Annotated in this window: 13 protein-coding genes and 3 tRNA genes; 7 read left to right on the plus strand and 9 right to left on the minus strand. The window is 42.6% G+C overall.

Features of this window, described 5'->3' with window-relative positions:
* Positions 1-116 precede the first annotated feature (116 nt).
* The 8 genes from L5B76_RS07930 to L5B76_RS07965 form a co-directional block, all read right to left on the minus strand.
* Complete coding sequence (locus tag L5B76_RS07930; RefSeq protein ID WP_265754958.1) at positions 117-1,343, minus strand: STY4528 family pathogenicity island replication protein; 1,227 nt, start codon at positions 1,341-1,343, stop codon at positions 117-119.
* A 150-nt stretch (positions 1,344-1,493) separates the two neighbouring features.
* Positions 1,494-2,045 (minus strand): DUF2857 domain-containing protein, encoded by a 552-nt coding sequence (locus L5B76_RS07935; RefSeq protein WP_265754959.1) that lies wholly within the window; start codon positions 2,043-2,045, stop codon positions 1,494-1,496.
* A gap of 10 nt (positions 2,046-2,055) precedes the next feature.
* On the minus strand, positions 2,056-3,762 hold the full coding sequence (locus L5B76_RS07940) for a ParB family protein (protein ID WP_265754960.1): 1,707 nt from the start codon (positions 3,760-3,762) through the stop codon (positions 2,056-2,058).
* The gene (dnaB, locus tag L5B76_RS07945; protein ID WP_265754961.1) at positions 3,752-5,128 is read right to left on the minus strand and encodes a replicative DNA helicase; all 1,377 of its coding nucleotides are present in this window, start codon (positions 5,126-5,128) and stop codon (positions 3,752-3,754) included. The genes L5B76_RS07940 and dnaB overlap by 11 nt, the downstream gene beginning before the upstream one ends.
* A complete protein-coding gene (locus L5B76_RS07950) occupies positions 5,121-5,963 on the minus strand; it encodes a ParA family protein (RefSeq protein WP_265754962.1) in 843 nt (280 codons plus the stop codon). The genes dnaB and L5B76_RS07950 overlap by 8 nt, the downstream gene beginning before the upstream one ends.
* A 120-nt stretch (positions 5,964-6,083) precedes the next feature.
* A tRNA-Leu gene (locus L5B76_RS07955) sits at positions 6,084-6,170 on the minus strand.
* Between the two features lie 30 nt (positions 6,171-6,200).
* A tRNA-Cys gene (locus L5B76_RS07960) sits at positions 6,201-6,274 on the minus strand.
* 11 nt (positions 6,275-6,285) lie between these two features.
* Positions 6,286-6,361: transfer RNA gene (locus tag L5B76_RS07965), tRNA-Gly, on the minus strand.
* Between the two features lie 323 nt (positions 6,362-6,684).
* Between L5B76_RS07965 and L5B76_RS07970 the strand changes: the two genes are divergently transcribed.
* The 3 genes from L5B76_RS07970 to trxA all read left to right on the plus strand — a co-directional run bounded on the left by L5B76_RS07970 (position 6,685) and on the right by trxA (position 9,255).
* Entirely contained in the window at positions 6,685-7,794 is a 1,110-nt protein-coding gene (locus L5B76_RS07970) for a methionine biosynthesis PLP-dependent protein (protein WP_126371985.1), read from the plus strand.
* Positions 7,795-7,812: 18 nt separating this feature from the next.
* Positions 7,813-8,808 (plus strand): 2-hydroxyacid dehydrogenase, encoded by a 996-nt coding sequence (locus L5B76_RS07975; RefSeq protein WP_103852720.1) that lies wholly within the window; start codon positions 7,813-7,815, stop codon positions 8,806-8,808.
* A 123-nt stretch (positions 8,809-8,931) separates the two neighbouring features.
* Complete coding sequence (gene trxA, locus L5B76_RS07980; RefSeq protein ID WP_115249234.1) at positions 8,932-9,255, plus strand: thioredoxin; 324 nt, start codon at positions 8,932-8,934, stop codon at positions 9,253-9,255.
* A gap of 47 nt (positions 9,256-9,302) precedes the next feature.
* Here trxA and rluC read toward each other — a convergent pair whose 3' ends face one another.
* A complete protein-coding gene (rluC, locus tag L5B76_RS07985) occupies positions 9,303-10,280 on the minus strand; it encodes a 23S rRNA pseudouridine(955/2504/2580) synthase RluC (RefSeq protein WP_265754963.1) in 978 nt (325 codons plus the stop codon).
* Positions 10,281-10,719: 439 nt separating this feature from the next.
* Between rluC and rne the strand changes: the two genes are divergently transcribed.
* The 4 genes from rne (at position 10,720) to leuS (ending at position 17,863) form a co-directional block, all read left to right on the plus strand.
* Positions 10,720-13,581 carry a ribonuclease E gene (rne, locus tag L5B76_RS07990; RefSeq protein ID WP_265754964.1) on the plus strand — a complete coding sequence of 954 codons (2,862 nt, stop codon included), beginning with the start codon at positions 10,720-10,722 and terminating at the stop codon, positions 13,579-13,581.
* Between the two features lie 92 nt (positions 13,582-13,673).
* Positions 13,674-14,495 (plus strand): bis(5'-nucleosyl)-tetraphosphatase (symmetrical) ApaH, encoded by an 822-nt coding sequence (gene apaH / locus L5B76_RS07995; protein WP_265754965.1) that lies wholly within the window; start codon positions 13,674-13,676, stop codon positions 14,493-14,495.
* 3 nt (positions 14,496-14,498) lie between these two features.
* Complete coding sequence (locus tag L5B76_RS08000; protein WP_265754966.1) at positions 14,499-15,131, plus strand: HI_0552 family protein; 633 nt, start codon at positions 14,499-14,501, stop codon at positions 15,129-15,131.
* Between the two features lie 149 nt (positions 15,132-15,280).
* Positions 15,281-17,863, plus strand: coding sequence for a leucine--tRNA ligase (gene leuS, locus L5B76_RS08005; RefSeq protein WP_265754967.1), 2,583 nt, complete (start codon positions 15,281-15,283; stop codon positions 17,861-17,863).
* Positions 17,864-17,873 lie beyond the last annotated feature (10 nt).

Genomic DNA, 17,873 nt, shown 5'->3' on the forward strand with positions numbered 1-17,873 from the left:
TTTTATACTTTGAAAAGCCCCTTTTCAGCGGTTATTTTTTGTACTTTGAAAAGCCCCTTTTTAGTGATTATTTTTTGTACTTTGTACAGCCCCTGGACAGTGATTATTTTTTGTACTTAATTCAATAACTGCGTTTTTAAATTCCGTATCATTTCGGCACGTGCTTGCCGCTGTTCCAATGTTGGCACAGATGATGGTGTTTTATCTCGTTCTGGCACAGTCATCTGTGTCTGTGATTTATTCATCATTGATGGATTACTCTGACTCAGATGCTGTTCAAGTAAATAGGGGTTAAATTGCCCTAAATGTGCTTTTCTCACTAAGCTGAGCAAATAGCCATGCGGCTTCTTAATAGTTCCTTTTGCCAATCGCTGCTCAGCCTCAAACAAAATGGCTTGGCATAAGCCTAAATCAAGCCCCTCCATTGCCTTGGCAATAGATTGTTTCTCAAAGGCATTTAATTTCAATGACCAATCAATCTCCTCTGGATTACCTGTACAGTACTTATTTATAAATACAGTACTGTACTTGTACGAGGTATTCGCTGAGTTCCTTAACGGAACTGAGCTTAAAATCAATGACTTAGCCTGTTTTTCTTGGCTGAGTTCCTTATTGGAACTGAGTAAATTCTGGCTAAGTTCCTTAATGGAACTCGGTAAATTGGTCATTTTTTCACTGAGTTCCTCACTTGCTTGACCAAGTTCCCTATTGGAACTCAGTAAATTTTCTTGGATAGTATCTAAATTTAAGGTACTAAAATCAGCCTCTTTTTCATTTTTAACACGAGAACAATAATCTTGATAACGGGCTTGCATCCAATCAATATGCGAAACATAATGCCACTGGGTTTTATCTGAAAGAATATTATCGACAATATGCGTTGCAACCCCTCGAACTACGACGTCTTTATGTTTTGTGGCTGAATGGAGCAAATGCAAGTAATCTTCGTTAAGTTGAATCGCATCTAATATGGGGATAGGCTCATCGTGCAGTAAATAGACATTCCCTTTTACTTGCCCTAATTCATTACGCACGGTTTCACAAAGGGTCAACCACCTTGTCAGGCGTAGCAGTAATAAGGTTTGACTGACAGTTTTACGCGATAGGCTCGCATTCAGGTAAGGTTTATCTGAAAGCAGCTTTCCCAATACCTCGTAAGACGGAAATAATCCCCCTTGAAACTCTCTCGCCTTATGCTTGATCAGTTGCCAAGCAAATTTGGCTCGCGGGGTTAAATACGGATCATAAAGTAGCCGTGTTGGCACGGTTTCGTGTTGATTCCCAAAAAAGAGTAATCCCTGCTCTGTGTTGGGTGATGTGGTGATTTGCTCAAAAATTGTCATATTTAATTCTCCAAAACCTGTTGTGAATTATTTCGATTGTTTTGGGTCTGTATTTCGTTATAATGCTTCTGCATTTTATACAAGAAGAATGCCAAGGCGATTTTTCGCCAATCCCCAAACGTGCGCTCACACATTTGGGGATTTTTTCTTTTATTTTTTATTACGATACCAAGGCTCAACCGCACGCCAAATCGCCGTCAAATTAATTTGCGTTTCTTCCGCAAACAGCATTAATAATTCCAGACCTTCCATTGACTCTAAACTTTGAATACTGTCTTTATGTTGACACCATAACTCCCATAAAAGCGTCTTTTGCTCATCTGTGGCTGTGGCTTTTCGTCCAGGCTCTTCACGAATCCCCAATAAACTGCGTCTTGCTGAGACTTTCGTTGTACTCAAACCAAAGTAGGCATTCAACATTTGAATGGACGCACCAAGGAGCAAGGCACGATCAATAATCATACGTTCCTGTGAATTTACCTGCGCCATTTTGACCATTTTCCAAAAGGCATTGTGATCGATACTAATCGCTGCAATCGGCACTTTAGATTGGGCAATATCGTATATTTCATCAATGCTTAACTGTTGGATTTCACTGAGTTCTGCCGTTGAAAAGCCAAGGTGATGGCAGGTATTCACGTTGCCTTCGCGGATATTATTTACAATGTGGTCTAAAATCACTTTATTTAAATTATCAAGCATAACGCCTCCATTAAGCTGAAGCCCGCAAATAGCGAACAAGACGAATGAGTCGAAATAATTTCACCAAGGTAACATCATCAATTTTAGGTTCTCGGTCTGCTGAGCCTAACAATAATGCCGTATCAAGAAAACAGGCTTCCGAATAGGCTAAATTCTGTGTTTGCAACATACTGAGTAACTCATAAATGGTACGTTGGGTGTCATCTTTTAAGGAATCTTCGACGGCTTTCATCTGAAAGCTGTAATCGACGGGCTCGTTTACAACGTGTTCAACGAGTTCATCAAGCCCAAACTGCTCGGCAATATCTAAAGCAAGCGAATAGGCTTCAGCCTTATGTTGGCGACTTGGATATACCTGCCAAATATCTGAAACAGGTTGACGCCCAACACAAGCGAACTCCAAACCATTAGCTTGTGCCTGCTGTTCACGCTGTGCCTGAATACTCATTCCTGGCGTAATGCCATAATTTTGTGCAAATTGCTGCGCGAGATCTTGGGTTGGTTCATTAGTAGCAACGTCATTGGCTGTTTCAATATGAATAACCTCATTGACTGCCTCAGTTTCTGAATTATCCGTGCTAACCTCTTCCGCTAAAGTGCGGTCATTTTTTGCTGAATTTTCGGTATTTTCATCAAATACTGGAGAAATCACATTTGTGTTCTCTAGCGGTGGGCTATCATCGGATTGAATCAGCTCTGGGTGCGATTTTCCCAATTGCTGTTGCTGAAATCTCGCCACATCTTCTTCACTATGCTGAATTTGGGCATCAATTTCGCGTTGCTTTTGCGCTAATTTCTGAAATTTACGCTCATCCAGATCCACTTCCATATAGAGCATTTCATAGCTGACTTTTCCCTCAAGGGCATCCGTCATCTCATTAATTAACGCATCTTGAAAGATTTTTACATTGAATGGGTTATCGTCATTACAACGAGAAAGGCTGTTTTGCCAAATAGCCTCAAACGTAATCTCTGTTTCAAATTGATATTGCTGCCAAACTTCAAGGGCGTTATTGCGAATGGCTAACAACTTCTCTATTGGGCTATGACCTAAGCCATTAAACAATACATCAGGAATAAAAGGGTACAGATAATTTATACACCGTTCCATCTTTGAAATTATTGTTTGATGAATAATATACCCATCATTTTCTAATTCACTTGAAAGCTCTCGAGCGGATAATGAGTGCCCAAGTTTTTTCTCATAGTATTCCTTCGCCTGCTGAATCCCCAACGCTTTCTCAATAAAAGTAAGATCAGCTCGCGTATCATTTTCAATTAAGTGACCGATCAGCAGATCCAATTCCGCTTCTACACTATCTGCGGTTTCTCCTTTCCAAGGTTTATAGAGACACTCAATTGACCAAAAACGCTGATCTTGGGTTTCACTAAACAATTCTTTTAAGGCTTGAATACGAGTATTCCCTCCGTCTGCGATAATATAAAAAGGCTCTCCTGGGCGTTGAGTAATATTCGGTTTATGATCAAGCCCACGTCGGCGAATGGATTCTTTGATCATCTCAAAGTTAGGATTACGCGTTTTACGTGGGTTATGCTCATAAGGGCGTAATTTATCCAAGGTTACCGTAATGTACTGAGAGGTTGTTGGGTAATGCGTCGCAGCCGCCCCCACATAAGAAGGCGAGGTATTCACCATTGGTGCAACATTTAAATTCCGTGCCACGGCATCTGATAATTTTTTGTTCTTAGTGTTCATCGTAATATCCACCTAAATTCATTTCATTTTCAAATAAACTAAACTCACCATAAAAACGGCATTTCACGCTCCCTAATGGTCCATTACGTTGTTTGCCGATAATGATTTCAGCTAGCCCCCGATCAACACTTTCTGGGTGATAGACTTCATCACGATAGATAAATAGGATCACATCAGCATCTTGCTCTAACGAGCCAGATTCGCGTAAATCCGCATTGACAGGACGTTTATTGGTGCGTTGTTCTAAACTACGATTGAGTTGTGAAAGGGCATAAACAGGACGCCCTAATTCTTTAGCTAAGGCTTTCAATGCCCCTGAAATTTGCGTGATTTCAAGATGTCGGTTCTCTACTCTGCCTGTGCCTCGCATTAATTGGAGATAATCAATGAACACCGCCGCAGGCAAACCATATTGTCGGCTATATTGACGTACTTTACTGCGTAATCGAGGGATCGTTAATGCTCCTTCATCATCAATAATTAAACGTTTGCTCCAGTCTTTTTGAATACGCCCCACAGCCTCAGAAAGTTTGCCCCAATCTTCTTCCTCAAGCTCAGTTGCTCGACGAATCTTTTGCAAACTCACTCGTGATTTCATTGCCATAAAACGTTGTAAAAGTTGATCTGCTGGCATTTCCTGACTGAAATAAAACACGGGTTGATCTGTCATCTTATCCAGAATACTTGCTGCTGCCGTGAGGGAAAGTGCCGTTTTTCCCATCGCAGGGCGAGCTGCGATAATAATCAGTTCCCCCGCTTGCCCACCAGTGGTCAATTCATCAATTTGTTGAATACCCAATGGCGTACCTGTAACAGGATCGGCATTTAAGGTGGATTGCTCCATCTTGTTGAACATTTGCGAAAAAATGTCCGCTAATTGCACCGCACTTTTATCGGTTTGATTTAACGAAATTTGCGTATATCGCTGTTCAATTTGCTCGGCAAGTGCTGCCAAATTTTCCGCATTCTTAGGCTCGGTCATTTCAGTTAAAATAAACTGCCCCAAGGCTAGAAATTGACGTTGCCGACTATATTGTTTGACAAGCTCCGCATAAGCCACAATATTGGCAACCGATGGCGTGTTATGTGCCATTTCAGCTAAATAAGCGAAACCACCAACTTCTTCCAAGGTGCCTTTTTCTTTGCAATATTCCGACACCGTAAGCATATCGACGGCTTTATTTTGGTTCGCAAGTGATGCGATAGTTTCAAAAATATAGCGATGCTGTATAAGATAGAAATCTTCAGCATTGAGAATGATCGCCACATCATCAAAACCATCCGCATTAATCAACAACCCGCCAATGACCGAATGTTCTGCCTCAAGCGAATAAAGCTCGGCGGGAGACTTTTTCATTTTACGCATTATGCCCTCCTAAACCTTGCTCAAATTGGAGAGCAAATTGAGGCAATAAATGCATACAAAGGGCTTGGATTACGGCATACTCTGCTTTGCTATGTCGATAGACGGGCAGTGAATAGGTTGCCGCCTCACGGTAAGCGACTTTGTCAGGAATATGAAAATCAAGGAGGGTTTTATCAGCACTTAAGTTTTGTTCAAAAAGCTGTTTGAGATGACCAAGCACAAATTTAACATCATTGGTATGATCGACACAGTTAGGCAAGGCCTTGAGTGGCGGGAGCGAAAAGCCAAATGCTTCAAAGGTCTGCAATTCTTGGTACATTCCAATCGTACCGCGAATAAATTCTTTTGCGGATAAAATATGTGGCAAGATAGGACAAAATAACAAATCGGCAGCAAGTACGGACATATCTACCGTAATATCTCGCGTTCCGCGTGTATCCACAATAATCACATCATAACCGTTGAGCTTTTTAAGCAAAAAGCTAAACCGTATTGCACCATCAGGGGCATTACGTAGCATCTGGCTGACATTATTTGTGGGATCGTTGGATTGAATTAAATCTAAATTTGGTAGGGTTGTTTTTGAAATAATATGGGCGGGATCGACATCTTGATAGGTCAAAAACTCGTGGATACCACCTGGTGCAACATAATCTAAGGCAAAATAAGCACTGAGTGTCGGTTGCGTATCGGTATCAATTAATAAGGTCTTTAACCCGTGATCTGCACAAAATGCACCAATATTCGCCGCATTTGTACTTTTTGCTGAACCACCTTTGGTTGAGGCGATAGTAATAATGAATGGTTTTTTAATAACAGCTTGACTAGTGTTCATAATCATACTCACTTATACAAGAAGAATAAGAAAGTATTGGCTGAAAGCACTATGTATAGAAGATATTTTTAGGACTAACCAAATTTCACGCTAAAAATCAAGTAAAAATCTGATTCTAAATGGTGCCCGAGGGCGGACTTGAACCGCCACGACTCGAAAGTCGAGGGATTTTAAATCCCTTGTGTCTACCGATTTCACCACTCGGGCTGAGTGATATTGCTGACTGCGGTTGCATTATGGAGGCGTGTCCCGGAGTCGAACCGAGCTACATGGATTTGCAATCCAGTGCATAACCGCTTTGCTAACACGCCGTAGCGTAAATTGGAGCGGGAAACGAGGCTCGAACTCGCGACCCCGACCTTGGCAAGGTCGTGCTCTACCAACTGAGCTATTCCCGCTTTCGCTGCAACACATTCGCTGTCAGTGGCGTGCATTTTACTGACTTCTTGAACGCTGTCAATTAAAAATATGAAAAAATATTATTGATTGATGAAAAAAAATGCAAGACGCGTAAATATGCTTTAAAACAAAGCGATTTATGGATAATTTTAGATCGTTTTTAATCTTTTTATCTCATCGCAAAACTAAATTTAAAATCTACTTTAAACAGGCGATCCTTTGTGCCAAAATGTGGCAATGCTATTTATCCATACTGCACGGCATCATTCTCTTGCTGAATAAAAGTGCGGTGAAATTTTTTGCAATTTTTACGAGGAATAATATGACACAGCAATACAAAATCGAAACACTACTCGCGCAGGCAGGCAATCGCACAGATGAAAGAACAGGCGCAGTATCTACGCCTATTTTCCTTTCTACTGCCTATGGTCATCACGGTATTGGGGAAAGCACGGGATATGATTACACCCGCACGAAAAACCCTACGCGTACTGTTTTAGAAGAAACCATTGCTAAATTAGAAGGCGGTGAACGCGGCTTTGCTTGCGCTTCTGGTATGGCGGCGATTCAGTTAATTATGCAGTTATTTGCTGCGCCCGATGAATGGATTGTGTCTAGCGATGTGTATGGCGGCACTTATCGTTTATTAGATTTTGCCTATAAAAATACTCACGGGGTGAAACCAGTTTATGTGAATACCGCTTCTCTTGACGCCATTGAGCAGGCGATTACACCAAATACCAAAGCGATTTTTGTGGAAACACCGTCAAATCCATTAATGGAAGAATGTGATGTGCCAGCCATTGCAAAATTGGCGAAAAAGCACAATTTATTACTTATCGTAGATAATACATTCTTAACGCCGGTGTTATTCCGTCCTTTAGAATGTGGCGCGGATATTGTGATCCATAGCGGAACAAAATATATCGCTGGGCATAATGATGCCTTAGTGGGCTTGGTGGTGGCCAATGGGCAGGAACTTTGTGATCGTCTATTTTATATTCAAAATGGTGCGGGCGCAGTGCTTTCGCCATTTGATAGCTTTTTGACCATTCGTGGAATGAAAACCTTGGCATTGCGAATGGAACGTCATCAAAAAAATGCGCAAGAACTCGCGAAATTCCTTGCGGAACAGCCACAAGTGAAAGATGTACTTTACCCAAACAAAGGGGGAATGCTCTCTTTTCGTTTGCAAGATGAGGCTTGGGTAAATCCATTCTTAAAAGCCATTAAATTGATTACTTTTGCGGAAAGTTTAGGTGGCACAGAAAGTTTCATCACTTATCCTGCGACTCAAACCCATATGGATATTCCTGAAGCGGAACGTATTGCCCGTGGCGTGTGCAACTGTCTGTTGCGTTTCTCGGTGGGATTAGAAGATGTGGAAGATCTCAAAGCGGATCTGTTACAAGCTTTCGCCCAATTAAAGTAACAAAACAGGGAGAATAGAATGAGAGTCGCTGTTTATAGTACAAAAAGCTACGATCGCAAATATTTAGAATTAGTCAATGTGAAGTATGGATTTGAGCTGGAATTCTTTGATTTTATGCTCACGGAATCTACCGCCAAAATGGCAGAACATTGTGATGTGGTGTGCATTTTTGTGAATGACGATGGCAGCCGAAAAGTCTTGGAAAAATTGGCCGCACTTGGGGTAAAAATGGTGGCCTTGCGTTGCGCTGGTTTTAATAATGTGGATCTCAAAGCCGCACAAGAATTAGGCATTCAAGTGGTTCGTGTACCAGCTTATTCGCCAGAAGCGGTGGCAGAACATACCGTAGGTTTAATGCTAACTCTAAATCGCCGTATTCACCGCGCTTATCAACGTACGCGTGAAGCGAATTTTTCCCTTGAAGGATTGGCTGGCTTCAATATGCACGGGCGCACGGTGGGTGTGATTGGTACAGGGAAAATTGGCATTGCCGTAATGCGTATTTTAAAAGGGTTTGGTATGCACATTTTGGCTTATGATCCGTTTAAAAATCCTGTTGCGGAAGAATTGGGTGCAGAATATGTTTCGCTTGATGAATTATATGCCAGATCGCAAATCATCACCCTGCACTGCCCTGCTACGCCAGAAAACTATCACCTACTCAATCGCGACGCTTTTGCCAAAATGCGTGATGGCGTGATGATTATTAACACCAGCCGCGGCACGTTGATCGATACACAGGCAGCGATTGATGCCTTAAAACAACGCAAAATTGGCGCATTAGGAATGGACGTATATGAAAATGAACGCGATCTGTTCTTTGAAGATAAATCCAACGAAGTGATTCAAGATGATGTCTTCCGCCGTCTATCTTCGTGTCATAATGTGTTGCTCACAGGGCATCAGGCATTCTTAACGGAAGAAGCGCTAACCAGTATTTCTAACGTAACGCTAGAAAATATTTACAGCCTAAAAACAGGCAAACCTTGCCCGAATTTAGTACTGCCATCTTAACTTTTAACAATTACATTGATTAGTGATGATAGCTTGAATTTGTGCTATCATCGCCTCATATTAAGGAAAACGCCATAACCTATGGCAAATTAGACAATAGACAAGACAAATAAGGAAAATAAAATGAGTGAAGTATTACATACAACTGATGCCACTTTCGAAGCTGATGTTTTAAGATCAGATGTGCCTGTATTATTAGATTTCTGGGCACCTTGGTGTGGCCCTTGCCGTATGGTTGGCCCAATTCTTGATGAATTAGCAGCAGAATTAGGCGATAAAGTGAAAATTGTGAAAATCAATATTGACGAAAACCAAGCAACACCAGCCCAATTTGGCGTTCGCAGCATTCCAACTTTATTAATGTTTAAAGAAGGAAAAGCCGTTGCTTCGCAAGTAGGCGCATTGCCTAAAAATCAATTAGCGGCATTTATTGCACAAAATAGCTAATTATTCTCTGAAAAATAAAATCCCGATATATTTATCGGGATTTTTTCTTAATAGCTTTTCTGATTTCTCAACTGTTTCAAAATTTCTTTTAACTTGCCTTCTAACGGTGCAGTAAAAAATAAAGTTTCCTGCGTTTTCGGGTGTTCAAGGCGAATGGCATAAGCGTGCAAAAACAACCGATCTAAACCTAATTCTGCCATTTGGCTATCAAACTGTTTATCGCCATATTTGCTGTCTAAGGCGATGGGGTGGCCGGCATATTGTGTATGCACACGAATTTGGTGAGTTCGCCCAGTAACTGGGGAGGCTTTTACCAAGGTGGCATTGTCATAGCGTTCCTCAATGCTAAATAAGGTTTCTGACGGCTTGCCTTGCTCGCTCACGCGCACAATCCGTTCGCCACCAGCTAATTCATTTTTTAGCAAGGGCGCTTTGATCGCTTTGCAGTGAGATTGCCATTGCCCACGCACTAAGGCAAGATAATCTTTGCGTACGGTTTTATTACGCAGTTGCTCGTGCAAATGACGCAACGCCGAGCGTTTTTTCGCCACTAATAAAATGCCTGAAGTATCCCGATCCAAACGATGAACTAACTCTAAAAAACGTGCTTCAGGACGCAATGCCCTTAAGGCTTCAATCACGCCAAAATCTAATCCGCTGCCACCGTGTACCGCAATGCCCGAAGGCTTATTGAGTACCAATAAGGCATCATCTTCAAAAATAATTTGCTGTTCTAATTGCGCAACTTTGTTGAGCTTTTTCGATACTGGTGCTTGCGTTTTCTCACTCACGCGTACAGGCGGCACACGCACAACATCACCACTTTGCAGTTTATATTCAGGCTTAATTCGCCCTTTATTGACCCGTACTTCGCCCTTGCGCAAAATGCGATAGATTAAACTTTTTGGCACGCCTTTGAGCTTATTTAACAAATAGTTATCAATGCGTTGACCTGCTTCATCTTCGCTAATCTGCAACATTTTTACGCTAGGATTTACAATTTTTTCATCAGTTTTGTTCGACATTGGTTTCATTTTATCCTTTGCAAAATTGGGCGGATTATAGCACAAATGCACGGATTTACCTTGCTAAAAAATCCCTATCGTTAGATAATAGAGCGAATTTTTGCCAGCTTACTGGGAAAAATGAAATAAACGCAAAGATAACGCTGCAAATGGCATAAGACGTTGTTTTATAAAATAAATTTCGTCTAATTTGATTTTGTTACTGTGATGGCAGAATGAAAATTAGACAATGAGTGTGATAAAAATCTCCCACGCTTGCAAAATAATGATTTCAGTCATTTTGTTTGTATCGAAAGATCGTTTCGATAACGCAATCAATGCACCCAGCAACTGACAGTCGAGAGAATGACATTTTGCGACAGACACGAGGTCGATTGCGAAGCCAAAGTGCGGTGATTTTTTATGACAAATTTAAGATAAAAATATAAGAGAAAATCGAATGAAAAGAATGTTAATTAATGCAACCCAAAAAGAGGAGTTGCGGGTTGCTCTCGTTGATGGGCAACGATTATTTGACTTGGACATTGAAAGTCCCGGACACGAACAAAAAAAAGCCAATATTTATAAAGGCCGTATTACCCGTGTTGAACCTAGCCTTGAGGCTGCATTTGTTGATTACGGCGCAGAACGCCACGGTTTCCTTCCATTAAAAGAAATCGCCCGTGAATATTTCCCCGCCGATTATGTCTATCAAGGTCGCCCAAATATTCGTGATATTTTGCACGAGGGGCAAGAAGTTATCGTGCAAGTAAACAAAGAAGAACGTGGCAATAAAGGGGCTGCTCTTACCACGTTTATTTCGTTGGCGGGAAGCTATTTGGTGATTATGCCAAACAACCCTAGAGCGGGTGGCATTTCACGTCGCATTGAAGGGGAGGAGCGCTTAGAGTTAAAAGAAGCCCTGAGTTCCCTTGATGTGCCTGAAGGCGTGGGCTTAATCGTGCGTACCGCTGGGGTCGGCAAATCGCCAGAAGAATTGCAATGGGATTTAAAAGTCTTGTTACATCATTGGGAAGCCATTAAACAAGCCTCTGAAAGTCGTCCTGCTCCTTTCTTAATTCATCAAGAAAGTGATGTGATCGTGCGTGCGATTCGTGATTACTTACGCCGTGATATTGGCGAAATTTTGATTGATAATCAAAAGGTTTATGAAAAAGCCAAAGCACACATTAAATTAGTGCGTCCTGATTTCATCAACCGCGTTAAACTTTATCAAGGCGAAGTGCCACTATTCAGCCATTATCAAATTGAATCGCAAATTGAATCAGCCTTCCAACGTGAAGTGCGTTTACCGTCTGGCGGCTCGATTGTGATTGATGTTACTGAAGCACTGACGGCGATTGATATTAACTCCGCACGCTCAACCCGTGGTGGTGATATTGAAGAAACCGCACTCAACACCAACCTTGAGGCGGCAGATGAAATTGCCCGTCAATTACGTTTGCGCGATTTAGGCGGTTTGATCGTGATTGATTTCATTGATATGACCCCAATTCGTCATCAACGTGAAGTGGAAAATCGTATGCGTGATGCGGTGCGTCAAGATCGCGCACGTATTCAAATTAGCCGTATTTCTCGCTTTGGCTTATTAGAAATGAGCCGCCAGCGTTTAAGCCCGTCATTGGGTGAATCTTCTCACCACGTTTGCCCGCGTTGTCAAGGCACAGGCAAAATTCGTGATAATGAATCCCTTTCTTTATCCATTTTGCGGTTGCTAGAAGAAGAGGCGATCAAAGAAAACACCAAGCAAGTTCACACCATTGTACCGGTACAAATTGCCTCTTACTTATTGAATGAAAAACGTCGCGCCATTAACAATATTGAAAAACGTCATAATGTGGATATTGTGGTTGCCCCGAATGAAGCAATGGAAACACCTCATTTTAGTGTATTCCGTATTCGCGAAGGGGAAAATCACCATCATTTAAGCTACAACCTTGCAAAAGTTCACCGTGAACAAGAAGATACTTTTGATGCGGAAGAATCTTTAGTAAGCCGTAATATCGAAACTGCAGCAGTAACCACTGAAAACGTGTTAGAAAACGCGGCGGTATCTTTGGCGATTGAAACGCCAGCGCCAATGCCAACTGAGCCGAAAAGTGGTGGATTATCGAGCTTTATTGCTGGGCTTATTGCCAAAATTAAAGGCCTGTTTGCAACAAAAACGGAGCAAAAAAAGACCGCACCTCGTGGTAAAAATAATCGCCGCCGTAATAACGATCGCCGCAATACAAGACGTAATCGCAATGAGCAAAAGTCAAATGAAGACTTGAATAAGCGCAATGAACGCACTTTCGACAATACAGAAAGTCGTCCTAGTCGCAATAAGCAAAGCAAAAAACCATTGCCAGTGGTTGAAGATAACGCAATCGTTACAGAAAATAGCACAAGCGAAAGTACCAATGCACCAGTACAGCAACGCCGCCAGCGCCGTGATCTGCGCAAAAAAGTGCGTATTGAAGAAAATGTAACAGCGCCAATCATCACGCCAGCTGAGCAATCCCCTACCGCATTGCCTATGGTAGAAACAGCGCCTAACGCTGAAGAAATGTTGCCAGTTGCAAGCGTTGAAACCACAGATACAACAGCGAATACTGATGCGATCATCAACGAAAACAACCAAAATGACAGCAAAAAACGCCGCGATAATCGCCGCCGTTTACCGCGTCATTTGCGCGTGCGTAAATATCGTACACCAGAAGAAAAATCGCCAATGCCATTGTTCGCAGCGGTTGCTTCACCAGAATTAGCGAGCGGTAAAGTGTGGATTGATAGCAATGCTTTTGCGAGCAATAAATCGAACAATTTCTTGTCTGTTGATGAATTGCTTGAACAGCAAAATGGCAGCGATGAAACTGCCGTAACTACACCTGCAACCCAATTATTGGTGCAGCAAGAAAGCAATGAGCCAACCCCATTGGCAGGTTTTGTAACACAACCAGCTAATGAATCGGTGGAGAAAAAAGTCCAAGCCTCATTACAACGTTTGCATAGTGAAAGTGCAGCAGCACCAAGTGCGCCAGCTGAAAGCACTCAAACGCACGCTAATGAGCAAGTGGAAATTTCAGAAAAAACCGACCGCACTTATGAGTTTAACGGCCGTTTAGGCACCGTTTCAGCCGTGCCACATACACGTTCTGAAATGACTTCAGCCCAAGCGATTGCAAGCACGGAAGGCGACTACCCTATCGTAGAATGGAAAGAATCACGTTACTATTTCTACGGTAAAGGCGCAGCGGGACATCACAATGCAATTAGCCACGTTTATGCTGAAGCTACTTCAGCGAAAACAGCGGAATAAGGTTAATTCAAATTGCTAACTGATAATGCACCTTGCCTTAAGTAAGGTGCATTTTTTTATCGTTCTATTTATAACCTTTGATGGAATTTTATATGGCAACCTATTTAGTCGGCGATCTGCAAGGCTGTTATGACGAATTACACGCTTTGTTGGAAAAGGTAAACTTCGATCCAAGCCAAGATGTGCTTTATTTAGTGGGTGATCTGGTGGCGCGTGGGGATAAATCCCTTGAATGTTTACGTTTAGTCAAATCCCTTGGTAACGCGGCGCACACCGTGCTGGGCAATCACGATTTGCACTTAATTTCCACCGCACTTGGCATTAAAAAAATCAAACCCAAGGATCGCGTGGACGCCATTTTCAACGCCCCTGATTTTCACGAATTGATTGATTGGCTACGCCAGCAACCTTTGCTCATTCATAATCAACAAGCAGGATTTTTACTCACTCACGCTGGGATCTCGCCTGATTGGGATCTTGCAACAGCAAAAGCCTGTGCCGCCGAAGTGGAGCAAGTGCTACGCCACGGTGATTATTATGCAATGATCGAACAGATGTATGATAACCGGCCTGATCGTTGGTCGCCTGATTTACAGGGCATCGATCGCCTACGTTACATTATCAACGTGTTTACCCGTATGCGTTTTTGCTATTACGATCACCGTCTTGATTTTGATTGCAAAGCTCCTGTGGATCAAGCCCCCTCTGAGCTAACCCCTTGGTTTCGGCTTAATAATCCCCTATTCAAAACGGAAAATATCGTCTTTGGCCATTGGGCCAGTTTAGTGGATACGCCTACGCCAGCTAATATTTATGCCCTTGATACCGGCTGCGTGTGGGGCAATCGAATGACAATGCTACGCTGGGAAGATAAACAGTATTTTACTCAACCTGCAATGAAACAATACACCTAACCTATGAAAGAAAAACTGATTACTTCTGCCAGTTGCGAGCTGTTCAATCTTCCTTTTTTCCAGTTCGCCCAGATGAAAAAATTCTGCCCAGAGCAAATCCCGCAAATTAAAGCGGATTACAAACGGCAATGGAATTTATGGAAAACGGCGATTTTGCAAGTGGCTCAACGCCTTGGCACGCCTTTTGCTGACCCCCATATTGAAAAATGGTGTAACGGTTGGCAAGTGCGGGCGCATTTTTTCGCTTATTTCAAATATGAATTTAACAAAAATTCTGCCGCCATTTTATCGGTTATTTTAAACCGTCGCCGTTTACAAGTGAGCCTTGATTGGCATTGCTACCGCGCCGATCGCTCGCAAATCAATGTACAACAATATAACCAATGGTTTGAACAGCTGGATCAAACTCAGTATGCCGATTTTGATTTTTGGCGTGGCGATGAAAGTGGATACGCCGATTTCCGCAAAGTGCGGTCGCTTTCTGCGCAGGATTTTTTACTCAACAATGATGAAGATTTTTTCTGTATAGGGAAAAATATTGAAAAAGCCGAGTTAGATCACATTGATGCTGTGGAATTTATCGCACAAACCATTCAAGAGTTAGTGCCGTTGTATGAGAAATGCCACCACCAATAAGGGTGGCAATTTTCGCAATAGTTCTATCAATTTTCCCCATTTTACGCTATCCTATACTACATTTTCTTATTCATCTATGCCGCCTAAAATCGCCGTAATAAATGGGCAAAGTGCGGTCAATTTTTTGATAATTTTTTAAAGGTAACATTATGCAAGAACAATATCGCCCTGATTTAATTGAGCCTGAAGTGCAGAAATATTGGGCTGAGAATAAAACATTTAAAGCGGTGCAAGATCCAAGCAAAGAGAAATATTATTGCCTTTCAATGTTCCCCTATCCGTCTGGTCGCTTGCATATGGGACACGTTCGCAACTACACCATTGGTGATGTAATTTCGCGCTATCAGCGAATGAACGGTAAAAATGTGTTACAGCCGATGGGTTGGGACGCATTTGGCTTGCCTGCGGAAGGTGCGGCGGTGAAAAATAAAACCGCGCCTGCAAAATGGACATACGAAAATATTGATTATATGAAAAATCAGCTCAAAATTTTGGGCTTTGGTTTTGACTGGGATCGTGAAATCGCTACTTGCAAACCTGAATATTACAAGTGGGAACAATGGTTCTTCACAGAGCTTTATCGCAAAGGTTTAGTGTATAAAAAAACTTCTAGCGTAAACTGGTGTCCGAATGATGAAACCGTGCTTGCCAATGAGCAAGTTCACGAAGGGTGTTGCTGGCGTTGTGATACGCCTGTGGAACAAAAAGAGATCCCACAATGGTTTATTAAAATCACCGAATATGCCGAGCAATTATTGGGCGGTTTAGATCATCTGCCAGAATGGCCAGATATGGTGAAAACAATGCAACGTAACTGGATTGGCCGTTCGGAAGGGGTGGAAATTACTTTCAACATTGAAAATTCTGATGAAGCCGTAACAGTTTATACCACGCGTCCTGATACTTTCTATGGCGTGTCTTATCTTGCTGTGGCAGCCGCGCACCCATTAGCAGAAAAAGCAGCGCAAAATAACCCCACACTTGCGCAATTTATTCAAGAAGCTAAAAACACGAAAGTGGCGGAAGCCGAGCTTGCCACAATGGAGAAAAAAGGAATGGCAACGGGCATTCACGCCATTCACCCGATTACAGGAAAATTAGTGCCTGTTTGGGTAGCGAATTTCGTGTTAATGCACTATGGAACAGGTGCCGTAATGGCTGTGCCTGCGCACGATGAGCGTGATTATGAGTTCGCTAAAAAATATGATTTACCGCTTTATCCTGTAATTACACCCGCAGACGGTAGCCCGTTAGATTTATCACAGCAGGCCTACACCGAACACGGTATTTTGATCAATTCAGCAGAATTTGACGGCTTAGATTTTGACGCAGCATTCAAAGGCATTGCGGATAAATTGGAACAAATGGGCGTGGGCAAACGCCAAGTGAATTACCGCTTACGCGACTGGGGTGTTTCTCGTCAGCGTTATTGGGGCGCACCGATCCCAATGCTTACCCTTGAAAATGGCGAGGTTGTACCAGCTCCGTTGCAAGATTTGCCGATTGTATTGCCTGAAGATGTGGTAATGGACGGCGTGCGTAGCCCGATCAAAGCCGATCCTGAGTGGGCGAAAACCACCTACAACGGCGAGCCAGCTTTGAAAGAAACGGATACCTTTGATACCTTTATGGAATCCTCTTGGTATTACGCACGCTACACTTGCCCAGATTTCCACCAAGCAATGCTCAACCCTGATGAAGCCAATTATTGGTTGCCTGTGGATCAGTATATCGGCGGCATCGAACACGCCACAATGCACTTGCTTTACTTCCGCTTCTTCCACAAATTATTACGTGATGCGGGCTTGGTAAACTCTGACGAGCCAGCAAACAAATTATTGTGTCAAGGAATGGTATTGGCTGATGCCTTCTATTACACCAGCGACACCAACGAGCGCATTTGGGTATCACCAACGAAAGTAACTCTTGAACGTGATGAGAAAGGACGCATTATCCGTGCCATTGATGATGAAGGACGCGAGTTAGTCCACAGCGGAATGACAAAAATGTCAAAATCGAAAAACAACGGTATTGACCCACAAGAAATGGTGGAAAAATACGGTGCGGATACCGTGCGCTTATTTATGATGTTTGCCTCCCCTGCGGAAATGACCTTGGAATGGCAAGAATCAGGCGTGGAAGGGGCAAATCGTTTCCTACGCCGTTTATGGAATTTAGTGTTTGAATACAGCCAAAATCCAGCAAAAACTGCGCTAAATCCGACCGCACTTTCCAGTAGCCAAAAAGCGCTTCGCCGTGATGTGCATAAAACCATTGCGAAAGTCAGCGATGATATTGGTCGCCGCCAAACCTTTAACACGGCGATTGCTGCGGTAATGGAGTTAATGAACAAATTAACCAAAGCGCCATTGGACGATGAACAAGATCGCGCAGTAATGGCAGAAGCCTTAAATGCAGTGGTAAGAATGCTTTACCCAATCACCCCACACATTTGTTTCCAATTATGGAAAGAGCTTGGCAACCAAGACGCCATTGACTTCGCCCCTTGGGTGAAAGCCGATGCGCAAGCAATGGTTGATGATGAAAAACTGGTGGTGGTGCAAGTAAACGGCAAAGTGCGTGCGAAAATCACCGTGCCTGCGGATATGACAGAAGACGCCATTAAAGAAATCGCCCTTGCCGCTCCGAATGTACAAAAATTCCTAGACGGTTTAACCATTGTGAAAACCATCTATGTACCAGGTAAGTTATTTAGCTTTGTCGCGAAATAATCCAACCGCT

It is taken from the genome of Avibacterium sp. 21-594 (assembly GCF_026226815.1).
In the GTDB taxonomy this organism is placed as follows: Bacteria; Pseudomonadota; Gammaproteobacteria; order Enterobacterales; family Pasteurellaceae; genus Avibacterium; species Avibacterium avium.